At 73.1% G+C, this 22,349-nt stretch carries 17 protein-coding genes; 11 read left to right on the top strand and 6 right to left on the bottom strand.

All coding sequences use genetic code 11. The annotated features are described in order from the left end of the window. Positions 1-66 precede the first annotated feature (66 nt). Entirely contained in the window at positions 67-282 is a 216-nt protein-coding gene (locus G4G93_RS08470; RefSeq protein WP_165083078.1) for a hypothetical protein, read from the bottom strand. A 17-nt stretch (positions 283-299) separates the two neighbouring features. Further along, positions 300-503 carry a hypothetical protein gene (locus G4G93_RS08465; protein WP_165083076.1) on the bottom strand — a complete coding sequence of 68 codons (204 nt, stop codon included), beginning with the start codon at positions 501-503 and terminating at the stop codon, positions 300-302. Positions 504-665: 162 nt separating this feature from the next. Here G4G93_RS08465 and G4G93_RS08460 point away from each other — a divergent pair, with 162 nt between their 5' ends. From G4G93_RS08460 to G4G93_RS08450, 3 genes are all read left to right on the top strand, one after another. Next, on the top strand, positions 666-1,523 hold the full coding sequence (locus G4G93_RS08460; RefSeq protein ID WP_165083074.1) for a DUF6502 family protein: 858 nt from the start codon (positions 666-668) through the stop codon (positions 1,521-1,523). 11 nt (positions 1,524-1,534) lie between these two features. Beyond that, positions 1,535-2,923, top strand: a complete 1,389-nt coding sequence (locus G4G93_RS08455; RefSeq protein ID WP_312891804.1) for a DUF5666 domain-containing protein — start codon at positions 1,535-1,537, stop codon at positions 2,921-2,923. Between the two features lie 235 nt (positions 2,924-3,158). Continuing rightward, a complete protein-coding gene (locus tag G4G93_RS08450) occupies positions 3,159-4,283 on the top strand; it encodes a lytic transglycosylase domain-containing protein (protein WP_165083070.1) in 1,125 nt (374 codons plus the stop codon). Positions 4,284-4,591: 308 nt separating this feature from the next. On the opposite strand, the gene G4G93_RS08445 is transcribed toward G4G93_RS08450, so the two are convergent. Then, positions 4,592-5,425 carry a 3-keto-5-aminohexanoate cleavage protein gene (locus G4G93_RS08445; protein WP_165083069.1) on the bottom strand — a complete coding sequence of 278 codons (834 nt, stop codon included), beginning with the start codon at positions 5,423-5,425 and terminating at the stop codon, positions 4,592-4,594. 74 nt (positions 5,426-5,499) lie between these two features. Then, a complete protein-coding gene (locus G4G93_RS08440) occupies positions 5,500-6,264 on the bottom strand; it encodes an electron transporter (protein WP_165083067.1) in 765 nt (254 codons plus the stop codon). Between the two features lie 206 nt (positions 6,265-6,470). Here G4G93_RS08440 and G4G93_RS08435 point away from each other — a divergent pair, with 206 nt between their 5' ends. From G4G93_RS08435 to G4G93_RS08405, 7 genes are all read left to right on the top strand, one after another. Next, positions 6,471-7,082, top strand: a complete 612-nt coding sequence (locus G4G93_RS08435) for a pyridoxamine 5'-phosphate oxidase family protein (protein WP_165083065.1) — start codon at positions 6,471-6,473, stop codon at positions 7,080-7,082. A gap of 270 nt (positions 7,083-7,352) precedes the next feature. Beyond that, complete coding sequence (locus G4G93_RS08430) at positions 7,353-7,724, top strand: response regulator (RefSeq protein WP_165083063.1); 372 nt, start codon at positions 7,353-7,355, stop codon at positions 7,722-7,724. Between the two features lie 88 nt (positions 7,725-7,812). Further along, positions 7,813-8,556 (top strand): YoaK family protein, encoded by a 744-nt coding sequence (locus G4G93_RS08425; protein WP_165083061.1) that lies wholly within the window; start codon positions 7,813-7,815, stop codon positions 8,554-8,556. A 544-nt stretch (positions 8,557-9,100) separates the two neighbouring features. Then, positions 9,101-9,790 (top strand): response regulator transcription factor, encoded by a 690-nt coding sequence (locus tag G4G93_RS08420; RefSeq protein WP_165083239.1) that lies wholly within the window; start codon positions 9,101-9,103, stop codon positions 9,788-9,790. Further along, a complete protein-coding gene (locus tag G4G93_RS08415; RefSeq protein ID WP_165083059.1) occupies positions 9,787-11,307 on the top strand; it encodes an ATP-binding protein in 1,521 nt (506 codons plus the stop codon). The genes G4G93_RS08420 and G4G93_RS08415 overlap by 4 nt, the downstream gene beginning before the upstream one ends. Beyond that, positions 11,304-14,213, top strand: coding sequence for a bifunctional [glutamine synthetase] adenylyltransferase/[glutamine synthetase]-adenylyl-L-tyrosine phosphorylase (locus G4G93_RS08410; protein ID WP_246736616.1), 2,910 nt, complete (start codon positions 11,304-11,306; stop codon positions 14,211-14,213). The genes G4G93_RS08415 and G4G93_RS08410 overlap by 4 nt, the downstream gene beginning before the upstream one ends. Before the next feature lie 398 nt (positions 14,214-14,611). Continuing rightward, a complete protein-coding gene (locus G4G93_RS08405) occupies positions 14,612-16,237 on the top strand; it encodes a methyl-accepting chemotaxis protein (RefSeq protein ID WP_165083237.1) in 1,626 nt (541 codons plus the stop codon). A 268-nt stretch (positions 16,238-16,505) separates the two neighbouring features. Here G4G93_RS08405 and G4G93_RS08400 read toward each other — a convergent pair whose 3' ends face one another. Together G4G93_RS08400 and pepN are read right to left on the bottom strand one after the other, a co-directional pair. Continuing rightward, positions 16,506-18,857 (bottom strand): PAS domain-containing sensor histidine kinase, encoded by a 2,352-nt coding sequence (locus G4G93_RS08400; protein WP_165083057.1) that lies wholly within the window; start codon positions 18,855-18,857, stop codon positions 16,506-16,508. Between the two features lie 200 nt (positions 18,858-19,057). Then, positions 19,058-21,715 (bottom strand): aminopeptidase N, encoded by a 2,658-nt coding sequence (gene pepN, locus G4G93_RS08395; RefSeq protein WP_165083055.1) that lies wholly within the window; start codon positions 21,713-21,715, stop codon positions 19,058-19,060. Positions 21,716-21,899: 184 nt separating this feature from the next. Between pepN and G4G93_RS08390 the strand changes: the two genes are divergently transcribed. Beyond that, a complete protein-coding gene (locus G4G93_RS08390) occupies positions 21,900-22,340 on the top strand; it encodes a VOC family protein (protein ID WP_165083053.1) in 441 nt (146 codons plus the stop codon). The last annotated feature ends 9 nt before the right edge of the window (positions 22,341-22,349 follow it).

Here is a 22,349-nt window from a genome sequence, read left to right as displayed (position 1 = left end):
TGTGTGCGGGTCTTCGGGAAGGGGCTTCGGCCGGCGGGCCGTCCGGGCCGGCCGTCCGAACCGGGTTCAGAGGTTCTGGACGATGCAGATCGCCTGGAGGGCGACCAGCAGGATCGCGCCGCCGATGACGAGGCACAGGGCGGCGAGGATCAGCGCGTCGCCGCCATCGGCCGGTTCGCGCCGGGAGCGCAGGGCGGGGCGAAGCGCCTCGATCTCGGGCGCCGGGAAGGCGCGGCCGAGGGGGACCGGCTGCGGACGGTCGCTGCGCAGGGCTTCGAGCATCGCGACAAACTCCTTCGTCAGCGGGACGTGAGGCCGGGTGCCGGATGGGCGAGGTCGGCCAGGGTGGCGGCCGCTACCGGCAGGCCGAGAGCGACGAGGACCGCGACGGTGCGCACCAGCATCACGACGGGCAGCCGGGAGGCAGGCCGGCGCCGCCGGGCCGGCGCGAGACGAAGCGGTTCCGGACCCTGGCGGCACACGAGGGGGAGGGGGCTGGCCATCGGTTGATCCTGCAGCTGTTCCGTGGCGGGGCGGACCCGGCGTGGGAAATCCGACCACGACCGAGGATTTATGTGGGCAAATTTCCCACGTCAATCGAAAAACGCGTCGCGCCGCGCTTTCGTGGGATTGTGTCCCACGTTGCCTGGGCTACAACGGCCGTGATGTCAGAGCCGCCCCCGAGATTGCCGCCCGATGCCGGCGCGCTGCAGGCCCCCCTCGCCCGGCTGCTGCGCCCGCTGGTGCGCCTGTTCGTGCGCAGCGGGATCACCTTCCCGGCGCTGACCGATCTCCTGCGCGAGCTGTACGTGAACGTCGCCGAGTACGACTTCGCCCTGCCCGGCAAGGACCAGACCGACAGCCGGGTGAGCCTGCTCACCGGCATCCACCGCAAGGAGGTGCGGCGCCTGCGCGGGGCCGGCGCGCCGGTGAGCGCGGTCCCGGCCGCGGTCTCGCGCACCAGCCGCATCATCGCCCGCTGGGTCGCGGCGCCCGACTTCACCGAGGCCGACGGCCGGCCCAAGGCGCTGCCGCGGGCCGCCGAGAGCGGGCCGTCCTTCGAGAGCCTGGTCGCCTCGGTGACCCGCGACCTGCGCCCGCGGGCGGTGCTCGACGAATGGCTCGACCGCGGCCTCGTCAGCCTCGACGCCGAGGAACGGATCGTTCTGGCGGAAGCCGCCTTCGTGCCGAGCGGCGGCGGCAGCCAGCAGCTCTATTATTTCGGCCGCAACCTGCACGACCACATCGCCGCCGCAGTCACCAACATCCTGGAGGAGAAGCCGCGCTTCTTCGAGCGCGCGGTGCATTACGACGGGCTGTCGCCCGAGCTGGCCCGGCGGCTCGAGGCGCGGGCGCGGGAGATCGCCATGGACGCGCTGCAGCAGGCCAACCGCGAGGCGCACGCGGCCTGCGAGACCGATCCGGGCGGCGACGCGCGCTGGAACTTCGGCATCTACATCTACGGCGAGGATGCCCCGCCGGCGCAGGGTGAGGCCGTGCCCCGGCCCGGGCCGAAGGCGTGAGGATGCCACCCGTGCGGCGTGCTCCCCCGGTCATCGGCGCCGTCACCCGGCGCGGCCTGCTGCGCCTCCTCTCCGGCGCGAGCTGGCTCGCGGTCGCCGGTCCCGCGGGCGCGGCCGGCGACAAGATCCTCGACCAGGGGATCGGCGGCACCGGCATCCGCCCGGGGACCGACGACGAGGGCGACCGCGGCATCGGCGGCACCGGCGTCGTCGGCACCATCCGGGGCTTCGGCAGCATCATCGTCAACGACCTGCGCATCGCCTATCCGCCCGACGTGCCGGTGACGGTCGACGGCCGGCCGGCCCGGGTCGAGGACCTGCGCGTCGGCCAGGTCGTGCGCACCCTGGCGCAGCCGGGGGAGAACGGGCTGTCCACCGGCGGCATCGCGGTGATCCACGAGGTGGTCGGCCCGGTGCAGCGCGTCGCCGGCGACCGGTTGACGGTGCTCGGCCAGTCGGTCGCCACCGCCGGCCTGCCGCCCGAGATGCCGCGGCCGCGGCTCGGCGAGCGGGTGGCGGTCAGCGGCCTGCGCCGGCCGGACGGCGGCATCGCGGCGAGCCGGATCGATCCGGCCGGGTCGGCGCCGGACCTCGTCGCCGGCCCGGTGCGGCGCGGCCCGGGCGGGACGTTGCGCATCGGCAACCTGGCGCTGTCCGGTCTCGATCCGGCGCTCGCCGGCGGCCGGGCGGTGGCGGAGGGTACCCTTTCCGGCTCCCGGCTCGCGGTGACGCGGGCGGTCTCGGCGACCGAACCGTTCGGCGCCGAGGCGCGGCGCCTGTCGATCGAGGCCTACGTGACCCGGGAGGGCGGCGCCTTGCGCACCGGCGCCGGCTACGCGGTCGTGGGACGGGGCGGGCTCGTGCCGGCGGGCGGCGGCCTCGCCATCCTCGACGGCCGCGCCGGCCGCGGCGGCCGGCTCGACCTCGACGCCGTGCGCCTGCAGCGCGACCCGGCCGGGCGCGACGGCGGTCGGGGTGCGGATGGTTCCGGCCCGGGCCGCGCCGGGCCCGGCCGGGGCGGGCCGGGCGGATCGCCGGGTGGCGCGCGTGACGGATCCCGCGGCGGATCGCGTGGTGGATCTCCGGATGGCCCGGGCGGCGGACACGGAGGCCCGGGCGGACGTCTCGGGCCGTCCGGCCGTCAGGGTCCCGGCGGGGAGGGACCGTTCGGCGGCGCCGAAGGCGGGCGGTTCGGCTTTCCGGGCCGCGGCGAGATCGATCCGCGCGTGCCGGGCGGGGAGGGGGCGGGCCGGTTCGGCGGCCCGGGTGGCGGCCCAAATGGCAGCCAAGGCGGCTTCGGCGGTCAAGGCAGCTTCGGTGGTCCAGGCGGCTCGGGAGGTCCCGGCGGGTTCGGCCGGTCCGGGGGCGGCGAGGGCGGCTTCGGAGGGGGGCGGCGCTGATTCGCATCCTCCGGGCCGACGGGCCTCGTGAAACCGGTGGACGGGGGCTCGGGTGGCGCTCGCCTGTGCCTGCGGAGCCACACCGCACCGCGAAACCTGACCGTTTTCCGGCTCAGTTAACGGCCAAGTTCGGGTCCGGAACGGCCAAGTCTCTTTCCCGCCGCATTTGAAACGGAGCAGGATGGGCCTTCCCGTCGGTGCGGCAACGCACCGGCCCCCTCCAGCAGGTTTTTGCATGCGCAAGCGCCTCCTCATCGCCGTCGCCGTCGCGGCGCCGCTCCCGGCCTCGGCCCAGGTGAGCCCCGTCCGCGACAACATCGACGCGCTGATCGAGGCGCACGCCAAGGCCAACGGCGTCCCGGCGAGCTTCATCCACCGGGTCGTGAAGCGGGAGAGCGGCTACAATCCCCGCGCGGTCGGCCGCGGCGGGGCGCTCGGCCTGATGCAGATCAAGCACGGAACTGCCCGGGCGCTTGGCTACAGCGGCCCGGCCTCCGGCCTGCTCGATGCCAGGGTCAACCTGACCTACGGCGTCGCCTACCTCGCCGGCGCCTACAAGACCGCCCACGGCAACGAGGCCCAGGCCTACAGCTATTACGCCCGCGGCTATTACTATGCCGCCAAGCGGGCCGGCATCCGCACCGACGTCGCCGAACTCGAGGCGCCGCCGGTGCGCGAGGTGCCCGCCAACCCGCTCGGCAAGTTCTTCTCGAACGTCTTCGGCGGCCGGCCGGCGACCACGACCGCCACCGCGTCGGCCGATCCGTCGGTCGCCGCCCTGGCGGGTGCCTACGCCCAGCAGGCGTCCGCCCAGCCCTACACCCTGCCCACCCCCGCCGCCCCGCAGCCGGCCGCGACTTTCCAGCCGGTCCAGGCGGCCCCGGCCCAAGCTACTCCGGCCCAAGCTACTCCTGCCCAAGCCGCCGCCGCCCAGGCCACCCCGACCCAGATGGCCTCCGCCGAGCCGGCGGTCACCGTGCCGCTGCCGCCGGTCCGCCCGGCCTCCCTGGCCTTCCACGCCGCCCCGACCCCCACCGCCGGCCCGGTTCTCGCGTATGCGGGCACGTCCGCCGCCGGCCTGCCGTTCCCGACCTCCGGGCAGACCGTCAGCCTCGCCGCGACGCCGACCGCCGCACCGGCTCCGCAGGCGGCGGCGTCCACCCCGCCGGCCGCCGCGACCGCGGTCGCCGCCCTGTCCCCGGATGCCGCCCCGGCCGAGCCCGATTCCGGCCCCAAGATGCCGCTGCCGCCGCGCCGCCCGGTCGAGTTCCGCCACTTCGTCGTGCGTAAACCCGCACCCCCGGTGCCGCAGACCGCCGCGGCGATGCCCGAGCCGAATGCGGCCGCGGTCAGCCAGTAATCGTCCCGACGGCGTTTCCCGATCCGTCTCCGGACCGGCAGATCCGGAATTCACCCCACAGGGTCGTCCCCGGCGCTCGCCGCAGGCCAGAGCCGGAATTCAGGGACTCGGGTGGTGGAGAACGAAGCGGACGGCGATCCGCCTTTTCCTGAAGCCTCGGCGGTTCCGGATCCCGGGCTCCGCCGGCGCGGCCGCGGCACGATGCAGAAATCGACTTTCCTCAAATGTCACGCGGGCCTGTGATACGATGTCCGAAAGGAAACTTCCGAAAATCGTATCAACGTCGGCCGCTCGATCGAATGAGTGCTTTACGCTTCCCCGGTGAGCAGCGCCCGCGCCTGTGCCGGCGTCGCCACGCCGATCCCGATCGACCGGGCGAGGGCGGCGAGGTTGGCCACCTGCGCGGCGTTGTCCGGCGCCAGGCTCCCGTCCGGCCGCCACAGGTTGTTCTCGAACCCGACCCGGGCATGGCCGCCGAGCGCCGCCGCGGTGACGAGGCAGGCCGCTTCCCGGGGCCCGAAGGCGCAGAGCGCCCAGGGCAGGTCGAGATGGTGCTCGGAATTCCAGGCCGTCAGGAACGGCAGCAGGTCGGCCGGGTCCGAGCGCTGGCCGACGGCGTAGCGGCCGAGCACGAACAGGACGCTCGCCCGCTCGAGCGGGATCAGCCCCCGCGCGACGAGGCCCTGGAAGCGGGTGACGTCGCCGGCATCGTACAGGATGTGCTGCACCATGACCCCGGCCCGGGCCTGCTCGGCCAGGAAGGCGGCGGCGGCGGCCTCGTCCTCCGGTTCGCCGAACAGCTCGCGCAAAGCCACCGAGAACGCCTCGGGCTTGAGCGCCCGCATCGCCGCCATCTGCTCGGCCGGGCCGTAGAGGCCGACCGCTTCGGTGGTGACCTGGCAGATCATCTCCGGCCCCGCCTCCCGCCGCACCGCCGCCAGCGCCGCCCGGTAGCGGTCGAGGTCGAGGGTGTGGCGCTGTTCGGCGTCGCGGACGTGCAGGTGGATCATCGCGGCGCCGGCCTCGCGGCAGCGGGCGGCTTCCAGACCGATCTCCCGCGGGTCGATCGGCAGGGCGGGGTGGTCGGCCTTGGTGCGGCGGGCGCCGTTCGGCGCCACCGTGATGACGAGGGGAAGGACCATATCGTGTCTCGATTCCGTTCGGCGGCACTCTGCACCGCCGTCGCCCCGCCGCCCACCGGAGAGTGGCGGTCGCGTCAGGCCGGCGTTGCGGGTTTCGAGCGCCGGTGCAGCCAGGCCACCAGCCCGGCGATGCCCAGAACCGTGACGAGGCCCGAGGCCGTCAGGATCCGGCGGATCAGCGGGGTGTAGACCCCGGTCTGCGGGTCGTAGCCGTAGCAGAGCAGCAGCAGCCGGTCCGGGAGCGTTCCGACCCGGCCTTCGCCGGCCTCGACGAGGGCGAGGCGCAGGTCGCGGGCGGTCATCGCGAGCGGCGACAGCGCCCGGGCGACCCGCCCGTCGCCGGCGAGCACCAGGGCCCCGGCCGGGTGGGCGTAGGAATCGGTGTCCCGGTCGTAGGCATAGGCGTAGCCGACCGCCCGCGTCACCGCCGCGACCGGCCCCGGCGCCCCGGTGAGCACCACGGCGCTGTCGAGGAGCGGCCCGGCCCCGAGCTGCCCGGCCACCATGGTGCGGGCGGTGCCGGCATCCGCCCGCGGGTTGATGCCGAGGGCCACCAGCCGGAAGTCTGTGCCCGGCGTCAGGCCGGTCCCGGCGAGGGCCGCGCCGGCGACGGCGAGCATCGGGTCGCAGACGTTGCGGCAGGCATAGTCGAGGGGCATCAGCAGGGCGGGCCGCCCGTCCAGGGCCTGGCCGAGGCTCAGGCGCCGGCCGTTCGTGTCGGTGAAGGCGGCGTCGAGGGGCGCCCGGGCGCCGGGGGGCGGCGCGAGCCCGACGCCCGACAGATCCTTCGGCGTCAGCCCGGCCGCGGCCGGCCCGGCGAGGCCGAGGAAGAGGGACACGGAGAGGGCTGCCGCGCCGAGGCGGCCGGCGGGCCGGCGCTGCGGGACGCCGCGAGAGGGATTGCCTCGAGAGAACATCGCTTGCTTCGATCGCGCGGAGCCCGCACCCTGACCCGAGATAGGGCGCGGGAGCGGGCAGCAGCCGGCTCCGGGGCGCGCGACGGACAACAGGCCGCAGCGGCCAGAGGGACCGGAAAGGGGATCGGATGGACGAGATTCGCGACGCGGCCGGCCTGCGCGACCATATGGGCCCGGTCAGCCGCCTGGCCGAGGGCAAGGTGCTGGCGCGGCTCGACGCGCATGCCCGCGCCTTCATCGCGCTCTCGCCGTTCCTGGTCGTCGCCACCGCCGATGCCGGGGGCCGCGCCGATGCGAGCCCGCGGGGCGACGCGCCGGGCTTCGTCCAGGTGCTCGACGACGCCACCCTGCTGATCCCGGACCGGCGCGGCAACAACCGCGCCGACAGTTTCGGCAACCTCCTCGCCGCGCCGGGCATCGGCCTGATCTTCCTGGTGCCGGGCATCACCGAAACCCTGCGGGTGAACGGCACCGCCCGCATCACCACCGATCCCGCCCTGCTCGCGCCCCTCGTCGCGCAGGGCAAGGTGCCGATGACCGGGCTCCTCGTCGCGGTGCGCGAGTCGTTCTTCCATTGCGGCAAGGCGGTGATGCGCTCGCGGCTGTGGGACCCGGCGGCGCAGGTGCCGCGCGACACCTTCCCGAGCCTCGGCCGGGTGCTGGCCGAGCAGACCGGCGCGCTCGCCGTCGCCGAGGCCGAGCGGCTGATGGACGAATCCTACCGCACCCGGCTCTACTGATTCCGCGTCCGGAAGCCATCGTCCGGAAGCGGTATCGGGAGGGCCTGCGCGGCGTCCGAGCGAAGCCGAGATCCCTATTGCGAAGCAATCGATCGGGTTCACATGGGGCCATTCGCGCTCTGACTATGGGGCCATTCGCGCTCTGATTGTCCTCACCGACATCCGACCCGGGGGTTGCATGCGCGACGTGCATGCCCCCATCGTGCTATCCTGTGCGGGCGCCGGCGGCGCCCATGCGGAGGTGGTGCCGGCGGAGGCGAGGATCGCGCGATGACAGGACAGGAGAGGCCCGACCCGCTTCGGGTCCTCGTGGTCGAGGACGAGTACTTCATCGCCGACGACATTTCCCGTGCCCTGGTCCGGCACGGTGCCGAGGTGGTCGGCCCGGTGCCGACGGTCGACGAGGCGCGCCGGCTCCTGGCGTCGCAACCGCTCGACCTCGCGGTCCTCGACATCAACCTGCGCGGCGAGCTGGTCTACCCGCTCGTCGCCGAGTTCGCCCGTCGCGGCGTACCGGTGGTCTTCGCCACCGGCTACGACGCCGCCGCGATCCCGGCCGATTACGGCGCGATCCCCGCCTGGTCGAAGCCCTTCGACTACGAGGTCCTGGCCGGCCTGCTGCCGGGCCTGCGCCGCCTTTGATGCGGCGCAGCGGAACCGTCACGCTCCCTCCCGGTTCTGCCTTGCGAGCCCCATCTGCCCTCAGGGCAGTACAGGAGAGAGAGGCTGCATGGCAGCAGAGAAGGAAACCAAGGCCTTTCCGGCCTCTGCGAGCACGCGGGTCCCGTTCGCGCTGGCCCTGTCGGCGCTGGCCGGCTGCGCGGACTCGATCGGGTTCCTCGAGTTCTCGCAGCTGTTCATGTCGTTCATGAGCGGCAACACCACCCGCCTCGGCGCGGCGGTGAGCCTCGGCGAGTGGGGCAACGTCACCCGGGTCGGCAGCACCATCGCGCTGTTCTGCTTCGGGGCGTTCCTCGGCACCCTGATCGCCGCCGCCGTCGGCTACTGGCGGCTCGCGGTGCTGCTCGGCCTGCAGGCGCTGCTGCTCTGCGTCGGGCTGGCGATGCCGCGCGGCCCGGAGGAATTCCCGCTCCACGCCTACCCGATCGTGCTGGCGCTCGGCATGCAGAACGCCGTGCTCCAGGACGAGGAGGGCCGCAGCCTGGCGCTGACCTACGTCACCGGCGCGGTGGTGCGGTTCGGCACCGGGCTCGCCAACCTGCTGCTCGGCCATCCCGCGCCGTCGTTCTGGATCCAGGCGCCGCTCTGGGCCGCCCTGACGCTCGGCGCGATCACCGGCGGGCTCCTGCACGGCGCCTTCGGCGAGCGCGCCTTCCTGGTGCCGGCGGTGGTGGCGGCGGTGCTGGCGGTCATCGCCCTGGCGATGACGCTGATCCACGGCGACGGGCCGCTGGTCTCCGGCACCAAGTCCCCGGCCCCGGACGCCGCCGCGACGGCGCCGCCGGTGGTGTAGGCCGCGACGGCTGCGGGGCCGTTCGGCGAGTGCGGCTCCCGTCGAGACGGGTAGGCGCAGCTTCTCCCCTCTCTCCGCGGGCGGTGGGAGGGGAAGCTCCGCGCCCTCCTCTATCCCGGACGAACCCGCGCTCCCGCCGCCTGCGGCAAAGATTACGCCGAGTTCATCGGGCGGAGACGACGGCGTAAGCCGGGATACGCGATAACGGCAGGGTCGCCGGACGCGATGCCGCCCTCTCACCCCCCGGGGCGGCGGCGCGCCACAGGCCCCGAGGGCCGCGGTGCCGGGTCATCATCGTCGCCCCCCAAGGACGACCCGGTACTCCGTGCCACGGCAGGTCGAGCCCCTCGGCTCGGCCTGCCGACTCCCGGCGGCGATGCCCGGCGTGCCGCGATTCCCCCTCCCAATCCGCGGTACGCCGGGCGGGGCCCGCCCCCGCGGCGCCGGGATCCAGGCAGGGACAATCCCGGCAGGGACGGTCCCGGCCCGTCTCCCGCGCGCCGACGCCTCCCGCGCGCCGAGGATCTGCCCTAGAATGCCCGACATGCGCCTCCTGATCATCGAGGACGACCGCGAGGCGTCCGCCTACCTCTCTAAGGCTTTTCGCGAGGCCGGCCACGTCGCCGACACCGCCGATGACGGGCTCGACGGCTACGCGCTGGCCCGCGAGGGCGCCTACGACGTCCTGGTGGTCGACCGGATGCTGCCGAAGCTCGACGGGCTGTCGTTGATCCGCTCGCTGCGCGAGCAGGGCGTCGAGACGCCGGTGCTGATCCTCTCGGCGCTCGGCCAGGTCGACGACCGGGTGAAGGGCCTCAAGGCCGGCGGCGACGACTACCTGCCCAAGCCCTACGCCTTCTCCGAGCTGATGGCCCGGATCGAGGTGCTGGCCCGCCGCCGCGGCGGCGGGGGCGGGACCGAGACGACGAGCTACCGTGTCGGCGACCTCGAGCTCGACCGGCTGTCGCACCGGGTCACCCGGGCCGGCCAGGAGATCCCGCTCCAGCCGCGGGAATTCCGGCTGCTCGAATACCTGATGCGCCATGCCGGCCAGGTCGTCACCCGCACGATGCTGCTCGAGCACGTCTGGGACTACCATTTCGATCCGCAGACCAACGTCATCGACGTCCACGTCTCGCGCCTGCGCTCCAAGGTCGACAAGGGCTTCGAGCGCCCGATGATCCACACCGTGCGGGGGGCGGGCTACATGGTCCGCGCCGGCGGCGAGGCGTGAGCGCGCGGCACGCCGCCACCGGGCCCGCGGGTGGGGCGCCCTCCGGCGCCGCTCCGGACGGCCTGCTGGCGCGCCTCGGCACGCTGTTCCGCACCACCGCGTTCAAGCTCTCGCTCGCCTATCTCCTGGTCTTCGCCGCCTTCGCGTTCTTCGCCCTCGGCTACGTCGCCTGGAACGCCCGGCGCGTCCTCGACGACCAGATCGTCTCGACCATCGAGGCGGAGATCAACGGCCTGTCCGACCAGTACGCCTCGGGCGGCATCCGCCGCCTCGTCAGCGTGGTCGAGCGCCGCTCGCGCGAGCCCGGCGCCTCGCTCTACCTCGTGACCACCCCGGCGGGCGAGCACGTCGTCGGCAACGTCGAGTCGCTGCCCCCGGGCACCCTCGCCGAGCCCGGCCAGACCGAGACCGCCTATAGCCGCGTCGGCGACGGCGACCGCCTCGACCACCGGGCGATCGTGCGCATCTTCACCCTGCCGGGCGGGTTCCGCCTCCTCGTCGGCCGCGATGTCGAGGAGCGCGACCGCCTGCGGGCGGTGATCGGCCGCGCCTTCGCCTGGTCGCTGATGCTGGTGGTGGGCTTAGGGTTTCTCGGCAGCTGGTTCATCGCCCAGCGCGTGCTCAAGCGCGTCGACCACATGACCGAGATCACCCGCGGCATCATGGCGGGCGACCTCGACGGGCGCCTCGCGCTGGCCGGCACCGGCGACGAGCTCGACCGGCTGGCGAGCAACCTCAACGCGATGCTCGACCGCATCGGCGAGTTGATGCGCGGCATGCGCGAGGTCTCCGACAACATCGCCCACGACCTCAAGACCCCGCTCACCCGCCTGCGCAACAAGGCCGATGCCGCGCTCCGCGACGGCCGCGACCCCGATGCCCTGCGGGCGGCGCTCGAGGCCAATATCGAGGAGAGCGACAACCTCATCCGGGTGTTCAACGCCCTCCTGATGATCGCCCGGCTGGAGGCCGGCAATGCCCGCGAGGGCCTGGCGGATTTCGACGCCGGGGCAGTCGCCCTCGAGGTCGCGGAGCTGTACGAAGCAGTGGCGGAGGAACGCGGAATCGCCGTGACGGCCGAGGTCGAGGACGGCCTGGTGCTGCACGGCAGCCGCGAGCTGATCGGACAGGCGGTGGCGAACCTGATCGACAACGCCCTGAAATACGGGGCCAAGGCGGCTGAAGCCAAGGCGGCCGGAGCCGTGGCGGCCGAGACCGGAACGGCCGGGGCCGGCGCACCCGATCTCACGGTCAGCGTCTCGGCCCGGCGCGAGGGCGGGGACGTCGTCCTCATCGTGGCCGATCGCGGCGAGGGGATTCCGGCCTCCGACCGCGGCCGGGTTCTGGAGCGCTTCGTGCGCCTGGAGACCGCCCGCACGCGGCCTGGCTTCGGACTGGGCCTGAGCCTCGTCAACGCCGTCGCCCGCCTGCACCAGGGCAGCTTCGCGCTCGAGGACAACGCGCCCGGCCTGCGCGCGGTCCTGCGGCTGCCGGCGCTTCGGGACGCCGCGGCATGACCGGACCGAGGATGATCGGATCGCTCGCCGCGCGCCTGACCCGGGCGCCCCGCCTCGCCGAGCCCGAGCGGGCGCGGGCGCGCCTCGACGACCTCCTCGCCTCGGACCCGGATCTCGCGTCGCGGCTGGAGCCCGGCCGCGACCTCCTCCTCGGCCTCGCCGACCACTCGCCGTTCCTGTGGGGGCTCGCCGCCCGCGATCCCGCCCGGCTCGCCGGCCTGCTGGAGCGCGCGCCCGAGGAGTCGAACGCCGCGATCCTCGCCGAGCAGCGGGGGGCCGGTCTCGCCGGCGGCGACGTCGCCGGCGCTTTACGCCGCAACCGCGCCGCCCACGCGCTGCTGGTGGCGCTGGCCGATATCGGCGGCGTCTGGCCGCTGGAGCAGGTGACGGCGGCGCTCTCGAATTTCGCCGACGCCTCGGTGAGCGCCGCCGTCGACGCGGCCCTCGTCCAGGCCGCCGGCACCGGCCGCTTCCGCCCCGCCGATCCGGGCAAGCCCCAGGAGGGATCGGGGCTCATCGTGCTCGGGATGGGCAAGCTTGGGGCCGGCGAGCTCAACTATTCGAGCGACGTCGACCTGATCGTGCTGTTCGATCCCGATGCCGCACCGTTGCGCGAAGGCGTCGAGGCGACGCCGTTCTTCAGCCGGATCGCGCAGACCGTCGCCAAGCTCCTGCAGGAGCGCACCGCCGACGGCTACGTCCACCGGGTCGATTACCGCCTGCGGCCCGATCCCGGCTCGACCCCGACCGCCCTGTCGCTGCCCTCCGCCTACACCTACTACGAGACGGTCGGGCAGAACTGGGAGCGTGCCGCCTTCATCAAGGCGCGGCCGGTCGCCGGCGATCTCCCGCTGGCCGAACGGTTCCTCGCCGAGCTGCGGCCGTTCATCTGGCGCAAGTACTTCGATTTCGCCTCGATCGCCGACGTGCACGCGATGAAGCGGCAGATCCACGCCGTGCGCGGCCACAGCGCCATCGCGGTGGCCGGCCACGACATCAAGCTCGGGCGCGGCGGCATCCGCGAGGTCGAGTTCTTCGTCCAGACCCAGCAGCTCGTCTTCGGCGGCCGGCGCCCCACCCTCCGGGGCCGGCGCACCCTCGAGATGCTGGCGGTCCTGCACGACGAGGGCTGGATCACGCCGCAAGCGCGCGACGAGCTGTCGGACGCCTACCGCTTCCTGCGCACCGTCGAGCACCGGCTGCAGATGGTGGCCGACGAGCAGACCCAGCGCCTGCCCGACGAGCTGCCCAAGCTCGGACGCTTCGCCCGCTTCCTCGGCTATGCCGACGAGGCCGCCTTCGGCGCGGCGCTGACCGCCGAGGCGCGGCGGGTCCAGGGCCATTACGCCCTGCTGTTCGAGGCCGAGCCCGACCTCGCGGCGGAGGTCGGCGACCTCGTCTTCACCGGCGTCGAGGACGATCCCGCGACGCTCGCCACCTTGCGCCGCCTCGGCTTCCGGGCGCCGGAGCAGGCGACCGAGACGGTGCGCGGCTGGCATTTCGGCCGCCGCCCGGCGGTGACGAGCCCGCGCGCCCGCGAGGTGCTGACCGAGCTGGTGCCGGCGCTGATCCAGGCGCTGGCCGGTACCGCCGACCCGGACGGGGCGCTCGCCGCCCTCGACCGCGCCTTCGGGCGGATGCCGGCAGCGGTCGAGCTCCTGACCATCCTGCGCTCGCACGAGCGGCTGCGGCTGCTCTTCGCCGACCTCCTCGGCACCGTGCCGCGGCTCGCCGACACGGTGGCGTTCAGCCCGCACGTCCTCGACGCGGTGATCGACCCCGCCTTCGTGGTGCCGGTGACCGAGGCCGAGGCGCTGGCGCTCCAGTTCCGCGCCGGCCTCGGCCAGCCCCGCGACCTCGAGGACGTCCTCGACCGCAGCCGCGATGCCGCCCGGCAGCTGCGCTTCGTCACCGGCGCCCGGCTCCTCTCCGGCATCCTTCCCCCCGCGGGTGCCGGCCGCGCCTATGCGGGCATCGCCGAGGCCGCCATCGCGACGGCGCTCCAGGCGGTCGAATCCGCCTTCGCCGAGGAGCATGGCAGGGTGCCGGCGGGGCGGTTCGCGGTTCTGGGGCTCGGCCGCCTCGGCTCGCGCCAGCTCACCGCCGATTCGGACCTCGACCTCGTGGTCCTGTACGATTTCGACCAGGACAACCGCGAGAGCGACGGAAGGCGGCCCCTCGATGCCGCGGTCTACTACAACCGCCTGACCCAGCGCCTCGTCGGGGCGCTGACCGTGCCGACCCGGCGCGGCCGGCTCTACGAGGTCGACCTGCGCCTGCGCCCGAGCGGCGGCCAGGGCCCGATCGCCAACCAGTGGCACCGGTTCGCCGCCTACTGGCGCGAGGAGGCGGCGTTATGGGAGCACATGGCGCTGACCCGCGCCCGGGCGCTCGCCGGCGACGCGAGCCTGATGCGGGAGGCCGACGCGTCCGCGGCCTCCGTCCTGCGCCAGCCCCGCGACTTCGCCGTCGTCGTCGGCGAGGTGCGGGCGATGCGCAGCCTGATCGAGCGCGAGAAGGGCGATCATGGCCCCCTCGACCTCAAGCTCGCCCCCGGCGGGCTCCTCGACCTCGATTTCCTGGCGCAGAGCCTGGTTCTGTCCCATGCCGGCACGCATCCCGACCTCGTCGGGCTCGACGCGCCGGCGGTGCTGGAGCGCGCCGGCGCCCACGGCCTCCTCGAGGAAGGACGGGCCGGCCGCCTCGTCACCGCCTACCGGCTCCTCGACGACGCCCATCACTGGCAGCGCCTGATGGTCGAGGGCGATTTCGGCCGCACCGCACCGCCCGCGGCCCGCGCCCGCCTCGCCGCGGCGCTCGGTCAGCCCGACGAGGCGGCCCTGGCCGCGCAGCTCGCCGAGGCGCGGGCGGGGGTGCGGGAGGCCTTCGGCGCGATCCTGGGCTGACCCGGCCGACCGCATGGTCCATGCCGGGATCACCCCTTGGGAAACGTTCGCCTTGGGGAACATCCGGGCGTTCCGTGCGTTCTCGCCCGCTTGCTGCGTGACGTCGTTGCTCCGCGGGCGCGACCTTTCCGAAGACAAGACCTTACAGTGTCGATCTCACCGTAATCTGCAGGAATAAAAGCGTACGGCAGGGTCGTGCCGGGATGAAGGCCTGCGGGAAGCCTGGGAACCCCGACCTGAATAGGCTGCGGTACCGGCCTGGATCTTGGCGGTTTACGCAGGATTAAGCCATCTGGCGTTTTCTGCGGTCCAACGGATATCGACCAAGGACGTGGCACGTGCTCGCCAGATTCAAGATCCTCCACAAGCTCACCGTCGCCGTCCTGCTGATCGCCGTCATGGTGGGCGGCTGCGTATGGTACGCCCAGGGGCGCATGACGGCGATCGACGATGCCTACAGCCAGTTCCTCATGCGCGAGGCGCGGGCGCCGGCGAGTGCCAGCCGCCTGAACCGTGCCCTCTACACCCTGACCTCCGCGGCGTTCCGCATCATCGCCGAAACGGACCAGGCGCAGATGCGCCGCGCCGGCGCCGAATTCGACGAAGCCCTGGCGGTGTTCAAGCCCACCGTCGCGACCCTGCGCGAGCGGGCGCCGACCTTCGCGCCTCGCGTCGACACGCTCGCCCGCGATCTCGACGACCTCACCGCCAAGCTCGTGGCGGTGCGCGACCTCGGCCTCGCCCAGCGCAATGCCGACGCCCTGGCCCTGTTCCGGCGCACCGTCGACCCCGTCCTGGGCGGCCAGCTCCATGAGACGCGCCAGCTCGCCACCGACATCCAGGATTACGTCGCGAAGAGCTCCAACGACCTGACCGCGCAGACCAACGCCACCCGCACCCGGCTGATGGCCGTCAGCGGCCTCGGCCTCGGCTTGGGCCTCGCGGCCGTCGCCCTGGTGGCCGTGTTCGGCGTCACCCGCCCGATCGGCCGCCTGGTGCGCGTGCTCGAGCGCATGGCCCATGGCGAGATCGAGGCCGAGATCGCGGAAGCCCGCCGGGGCGACGAGATCGGCGCCATCGGCCGGGCGGTCGACGGCATCAAGGCGATGGTGGCGCAGAAGGCCGCCGAGCAGGCCGAGATCAAGCGGATCGCCGACGAGGCGGCGGCCGATGCGCGCCGGCGCACCATGATGGACCTGGCCGACGGGTTCGAGCGTGCAGTCGGCGGCATCGTCGGCCGGGTCTCGGACTCGGCCACCGCGTTGCAGGCGACTGCCGGGCAGATGACCGGGACGGCGACCGAGACGGCGAGCCAGTCCGCCGCGGTCGCTGCCGCCGCCGAACAGGCGGCCTCGAATGTCGGCACCGTGGCGGCGGCGGCCGAAGAGCTGGGCGCCTCGGTGGCCGAGATCGGCCGCCAGGTCGACGGCTCGGCCGGCCTCGCCCGCCAGGCGGTGGCGGAGGCCGACCGGACCGGCGCCCAGGTGCGCGAGCTGAGCCACACCGTCGGCCGGATCGGCGACGTCGCCGGCCTCATCTCGTCGATCGCCGCGCAGACCAACCTCCTGGCGCTGAACGCCACGATCGAGGCGGCCCGTGCGGGCGCCGCGGGCCGCGGCTTCGCGGTGGTCGCCGCGGAGGTGAAGGAACTCGCGTCCCAGACAGCGAAGGCGACGGGGGAGATCGGCCAGCAGATCGCCGCGGTGCAGAGCGCCACCGGCGAGACGGTCGCGGCGATCGCCGCCATCACCGCACGGATCCGCGAGATCGACACCGTGACGGTGGCGATCGCCGCCGCGGTCGAGGAGCAGGGCGTCGCCACCCAGGAGATCGTCCGCAACGTCTCCCAGGCCGCGACCGGCACCGGCGAGGTGACCGGCAACATCGCGGGCGTCGCCGGTGCGGCGGAGGAGACGGGCGCCGCCGCGACCCAGGTCCTCGCCTCGGCCACCGCGCTGTCGCGTCAGTCGGAGCATCTCGGAGCGGAGGTGGCGCGGTTCCTGGCGACGGTGCGGGCGGCGTAGCCGTTCCTCGGCCTCGTACTGAGCCTCTGGTTTGGGGCCCTTGGTTTGGCCGTTGATTGGCCAAACTACTTTCCCCTCGGCGCCTGCTCGACGCTCCGTTGCCCGAATGAAACCCCTCCTCGTCCAGTGCAGGGCCGCGCAGCCCGGCATGGACGGGGGCGGGGATCGATTCCGTCGCCCGACTCGCGCAGGGTCTCAGGATCGAGTCGGCGGCGGCATCGTCGAAAAGACCGCCGCAACCCTTCTTGCGCCGCTCGGATGGGCTGCCTTACGCCCCGACCTCCGCCGCCATCTCCTGCGCCTGGGCCGCGTCGCTCAGGCCGGGCCGCGGCAGGCGGACGAGCACGATCGTGCCGGTGCCCTCCTCGGAGCGGATGCGCAGGCCTCCGCCATGCAATTCGGCGAGCGAGCGGGCGATGGCGAGTCCGAGGCCGGAGCCCTTGTAGCTGCGGGCGAAGTTGGTCTCGACCTGCTCGAACGGATAGCCGAGCTTCGGGAGCGCCGCCTTCGGGATGCCGATGCCGCTATCCTCGACGAAGATGTGGACTGCATCGATGGCGCGGCGCGTGCGCACCGCCACCCGGCCGGCTTCGGGAGTGAACTTCACGGCGTTCTGCAGCAGGTTGACCAGGATCTGGTGCAGGGCGCGCTCGTCGGCCATCACCAGGGCGTCGGCGCTCATCTCGACGCTGACGGTGAGCCCCTTCATCCGGGCCGGCTCGGCGATCAGCTTGAGGGCGCGCTCCAGCGCCTCGCTCACGGCGACCGGCTGCTTGGCGAGCTTCACCCGGCGGGCGTCGATCCGCGACATGTCGAGGATGTCGTCGATGACCGACAGCAGGTAGTGCCCGCTCGAGCGGATGTCGCGGCAATATTCGCGGTACTTCTCGGAGCCGAGCGCCCCGAAGACCTCGCTCTCCATCACCTCGGCGAAGCCCAGGATGGCGTTGAGGGGGGTGCGCAGCTCGTGGCTCATATTGGCCAGGAACTCGGACTTGGAGCGGTTGGCACTCTCGGCCTGGGCCTTCTGGTCGAGGTAGCGCTCGGCGAGATCCGCGAGCTGCTGGGTCTGGATCTCGAGGGTCCGGCGCGAGCGCTTGAGGTCCGCGATGGTGGCGATGAGCTGGCGTTCCGATTCCACGAGCCGCTCCTGGTGCCGTTTCAGGGCCGTGATGTCGGTGCCGACCGAGACGTAGCCGCCGTCCTTGGTGCGGCGCTCGCTGATCTGCAGCCAGCGCCCGTCGGCGAGCTCGGCCTCGAAGGTGCGGGCTCCCGCTTCCGGGAACTCGCCGGCGGGGATCTCGCGCCGCACGGTCGGCAGGGCGGCGCGCCCCATGATGGCGTCGTAGCGGCGGCCGGGCTGGGCCTCGTCGGAGGTCAGGGCGTGCAGGCGGCGGAACTTCGAGTTGCACAGGACCAGGCGGTTCTGCGCGTCCCACAGCACGAAGGCCTCGGACACCGCCTCGACGGCGTCGCGCAGGCGCATGTCGGCGGTGGCGGTCGATTCGGCGAGGCGGCGCTGCTCCGAGATGTCGATGACGATGCCGACGAGGTGCCGGCCGTTGTCCTCCAGGTCCTGCACGATCTCGGCCCGGGCCTTGAGCCAGACCCATTCGCCGCCGGCGGCGCGGATGCGGAACTCGTGATCGACGGTGGTGTCGCGCGCCGCGAGCTGGCGGGCGAGGCCGTAGAGGTCGGTATCGTCCGGATGGACGAGGCCGTTCACGTCGCCGAAGGAGAGGAATTCCTGCTCCCGGACGTAGCCGAGGAGCTGGTACATCGAATCCGACCAGTAGATCCGCCCGCGCGGGATGTCCCAGTCCCACAGGCCGCAGCGGCCGCGGCCGAGCGCGGTGTCGAGGCGCTGGCGCACCTGCTCGCAGACGCGGTCGACGGCGCGAGCCCGGTCGGCCTGGAGCGCGTAGGCGAGGCCGGTGCAGACCACCACCAGCGTCACGGCACCGACCAGAACCGCGGCGATGCGCGCCCGCCCGGCCCACAACGCGGTCACCGAATCGAGGGTCTGCACCACCGCGACCTGGGCGACGCCGCCGCCGCCCTGGACCGCCCGCACCGTGGCGAGAGCCCGCTCGCCGTTGCCGAGCACCACCGGGAGCACGCCGGCGCGCTCGCCCATGATGCCGAGCACCTGGACCTCGCCGACGAACTCGCTGAAGTTGCGCGGCAGGCCGAATTGCTCCGGCAGCGCTGCCAGAATCGCGTCGTCGGCGCCGATCAGCAGGAGGGTGCGGCCGGCCGGCAGGCCGCCGGGGGGCAGCAGGCGCACCAGGCGCTCGCGCAGGGCGGCCGCGCCCGGCGTCTCCGGCGCGACCAGGCCGGAGGGGCGGCCGAGGCCGGCCGGCAGGCTCCCGGCCAGCAGCCGGGCCACCAGGTCGATGTCGCGCCGCGCGTCGGAGACCACCTCCTCGCGATGGCCGGAGAGCTGCAGGGCGGTGACGGTGCCGAGGCAGATCAGGAACGCCGCGAGCATCGCCGGGACGGCGAACCGGAGCCAGGATTCGGCATGGGCGAGACGCTGGTGCGCGGCTTTCGAAACCCGGCTGATCCCGAGAATCGTCGCGGCACGCGCAGAGAAGGGGGCGGGATCCGCCTCCAGCATACCCAAACCCCCAACGGAACAGAAAGACAGATGCCGCGGAGGTTCCCGGCAGGCCCCCGAATCGAGGCTCAATCTGGCATTTCCACAAGCATTTTGTCCAGCGCTTCGCGAGACGGAAATGAAGTGTTAACCAGTGATCCGAGCGTTGTGCGATTCTGCAATCAGCGCGATTATGCCTTCGGCCGCAGAGGCTTGTGCCTTTATTTCACCGGCGCGAGCGAGCGCCCGGCGATGTCGCTGACGTCGGGGGAGAGGCCCGGCGTACCGGCGACGCGGGACAGGGCCTCCTCGGCCTTCCGGCGGCGCCCGCCCTCGACCATACGCCAAGTATTGAAAGCAGTTAGCAGCCGCGCCGCGACTTGGGGATTTTTTCCGTCGAGGGCCAGAACCACCTCCGCGGTCAGGTCGTAGCCGGCCCCGTCCGGGCGGTGGAACTGTGTCGGATTGTTGAGGCTGAAGCTGGCGACCAGCGAGCGAACCCGATTCGGGTTGCCGAGCGAGAATGCGGGATGGCGCATCAGGCCGCGGACCCGCTCCAGGGTGCCGGGCTCCGGGATCATCGCCTGGAGGGCGAACCACTTGTCGAGCACCAGGGGCTCGTGGCGGTAGGCCTCGCCGAAGCGGGCGAGCGCCCCGTCCCGGGCCTCGCCCGGCACGAGGCTCAGGGTCGCGAGCGCCGCGAGGCGATCGGTCATGGTCGTGGCGGCCTCGATCTGGGCGAGCGCCAGGGCGGTGCCGGTCTCGGGGTCGGCCGCCGCGACGAGGTCGAGGGCGGCGTTGCGCAAGGCGCGGCGGCCGGCGCTGGCCGCGTCCGGGCTGAAGGGTGCCCCGGACGGCTCGGCCAGCGCGTCGCGCAGGGACAGCAGCCGGGACCCGAGGTCGCGGCCGAGCTGGCGCCGCAGGGTCTGGCGCGCCCGCCAGATCGCGTCGGGATCGACCTCGCCGGCGATCGTCTGCGCCACCTCCTGCTCGCCCGGCAGGGCCAGGACCAGGGCGGCGAAGGCCGGGTCGGCCAGGGCCTCGGCATCGAGGAAGGTCGCGAGCGCCCCCGTCAGGCCCGCGCCCTCCGGACCGGCCTCGTCCGCGAGCGGCGCCCCGGCGCGGGCGCGGCCGACCAGCACCTCCATGGCGAGGCTCTGGGCCGCCTGCCAGCGGTTGAAGGCGTCGGCGTCATGCGCCAGCAGGGTCAGGCGCTCGTCCCGGGTGAGCGCGTGCTCGACCTTCACCGGAGCCGAGAAGCCGCGAAACAGCGACGGCACCGGCGGCGCCGCGACGCCGGTGAAGACGATCGCATCCTCCGGCTTGTCGAGCACGAACACGCCGTCCCGCACCCGCTCGCTCGCGGCCGCGACGGATTCACCGCCTTGGCCGACGAGGCCGAGGGCGACCGGGATCACCAGGGGCTCCACGGCGGCCCCGGCGGTCGCCTCGGTCGCGACGCGCGGCAGGCTCTGGCGGAAGGTCAGGATATAGGTCTGCGCCGCCGGGTCGTGGGCGCCCGTCACCGCGACGGTCGGCGTGCCGGCCTGCGCGTACCAGCGGGAAAACGCCGTGAGGTCGCGCCCGCTCTCGGCGGCGAAGGCGGCCAGGAAATCCTCCACGGTCGCGGCCGTGCCGTCGCAGATGGAGAAGTAGCGGTCCATGCCGCGCCGGAAGGTGTCGGGGCCGAGCAGGGTGCGCAGCATCCGGACGATCTCGGCGCCCTTCTCGTAGACCGTCGCAGTGTAGAAGTTGTTGATCTCGCGATAGGCCTGCGGCCGCACCGGATGGGCGAGCGGCCCGGCATCCTCGGGGAACTGGCGGGCGCGGAGCGTGCGCACCTCGGCGATGCGATGGACCGGGCGCGAGCGCTCGTCGGAGGAGAATTCCTGGTCCCGGAAGACCGTCAGGCCCTCCTTGAGGCAGAGCTGGAACCAGTCGCGGCAGGTGACCCGGTTGCCGGACCAGTTGTGGAAGTACTCGTGCGCGATGATCGCCTCGATGTTGGCGTAGTCGGCGTCGGTCGCCGTGTCGGGGCTCGCCAGCACGTACTTGTCGTTGAAGATGTTGAGGCCCTTGTTCTCCATCGCGCCCATGTTGAAGTCGGAGACCGCGACGACGTTGAAGACGTCGAGGTCGTAGGCGCGGCCGAAGGTGCGCTCGTCCCAGGCCATCGAGCGGGCCACCGCGTCGAGGGCGAAATCGGCGCGGTCCTCCTTGCCGGGCTCGACGTAGACCGCGATCTCGACGTCCCGCCCCTCCATGGTGGCGAAGCGGGAGCCGATCCGGCCGAGATGGCCGCCGACGAGGGCGAACAGGTAGGCGGGCTTCGGGTGGGGGTCGTGCCAGACCGCGTAGTGGCGGGTCAGGCCGACCGCGCCCTGCTCGACCGGGTTGCCGTTGCCGAGCAGCACCGGCGCCTCGGCCCGCTCGGCCTCGATCCGGGTGGTGTAGACCGCCATCACGTCCGGCCGGTCGAGGAAGTAGGTGATGCGCCGGAACCCGTCGGCCTCGCACTGGGTGCAGTAGACGCCGTTCGAGCGGTAGAGCCCCATCAGCTTGGTGTTGGCGCTCGGATTCACCTGCGTGGCGACCTCGAGCACGAAGGGGCGCTGCGGCGGCTGATGCAGGGTCAGGGAGCGGGGCGTGACGTCGATCGCGCCCGGGCCGGTCGGCTGCCCGTCGAGGGCGATCGCCAGCAGGGTCAACTCGTCGCCGTCGAGGACGAGCGGCGCGCCGGGCTCCCCGGCCGGGTTCGGCCGGAACGCCAGCGTCGCGGTGATCCGGGTCTCGGTCGGATGCAGGCGCACGTCGAGCTCGACGCGGTCGATCAGGTAGTCGCTCGGGCGGTAATCGGCGAGGCGAACGATCGACTGCATGGCGGGGTCCTCGGCGGTCGCGCGGCGCGATGGAAGGCTTCAGCCTTTGCACCGCCGCCGGCCGCAGCGCAACGCGGGATGAACGCTCCCCTTCGAAGCCCTCCCCGCCGGTCGCCGGCCGCCCTAGCTACGACGCCGGATCCGGCGCCCGACCGGCGCGCCCCGACACCGAGGATGGAGTGCCATGGAATACCTGCACACGATGGTCCGCGTCGCCGATCTCGAGCGTGCGCTCGACTTCTACTGCAACAAGTTCGGCCTCCAGGAGGTGCGCCGCACCGAGAGCGAGAAGGGCCGCTTCACCCTGGTCTTCCTGGCCGCCCCGGGCGACGTCGCGCGGGCCAAGGACAGCAAGTCGCCGCTGCTCGAACTCACCTACAATTGGGATCCGGAGGAGTATGCCGGCGGACGCAACTTCGGCCACTTGGCCTATCAGGTCGACGACATTTACGCGACCTGCCAGAAGCTGCAGGATGCCGGCGTGACCATCAACCGCCCGCCGCGGGACGGCCACATGGCCTTCGTGCGCTCGCCGGACGGCATCTCGATCGAGATCCTGCAGAAGGGCGGGCCTAAGCCGCCGCAGGAGCCCTGGGCCTCGATGCAGAACACCGGCAGCTGGTAGCGGCGGCCG

Source organism: Methylobacterium sp. DB0501 (assembly GCF_011043735.1).
Taxonomy (GTDB): domain Bacteria; phylum Pseudomonadota; class Alphaproteobacteria; order Rhizobiales; family Beijerinckiaceae; genus Methylobacterium; species Methylobacterium alsaeris.
Note: the sequence above shows the minus strand (reverse complement) of the source record. Positions and strands in the feature narration are given on the sequence as shown.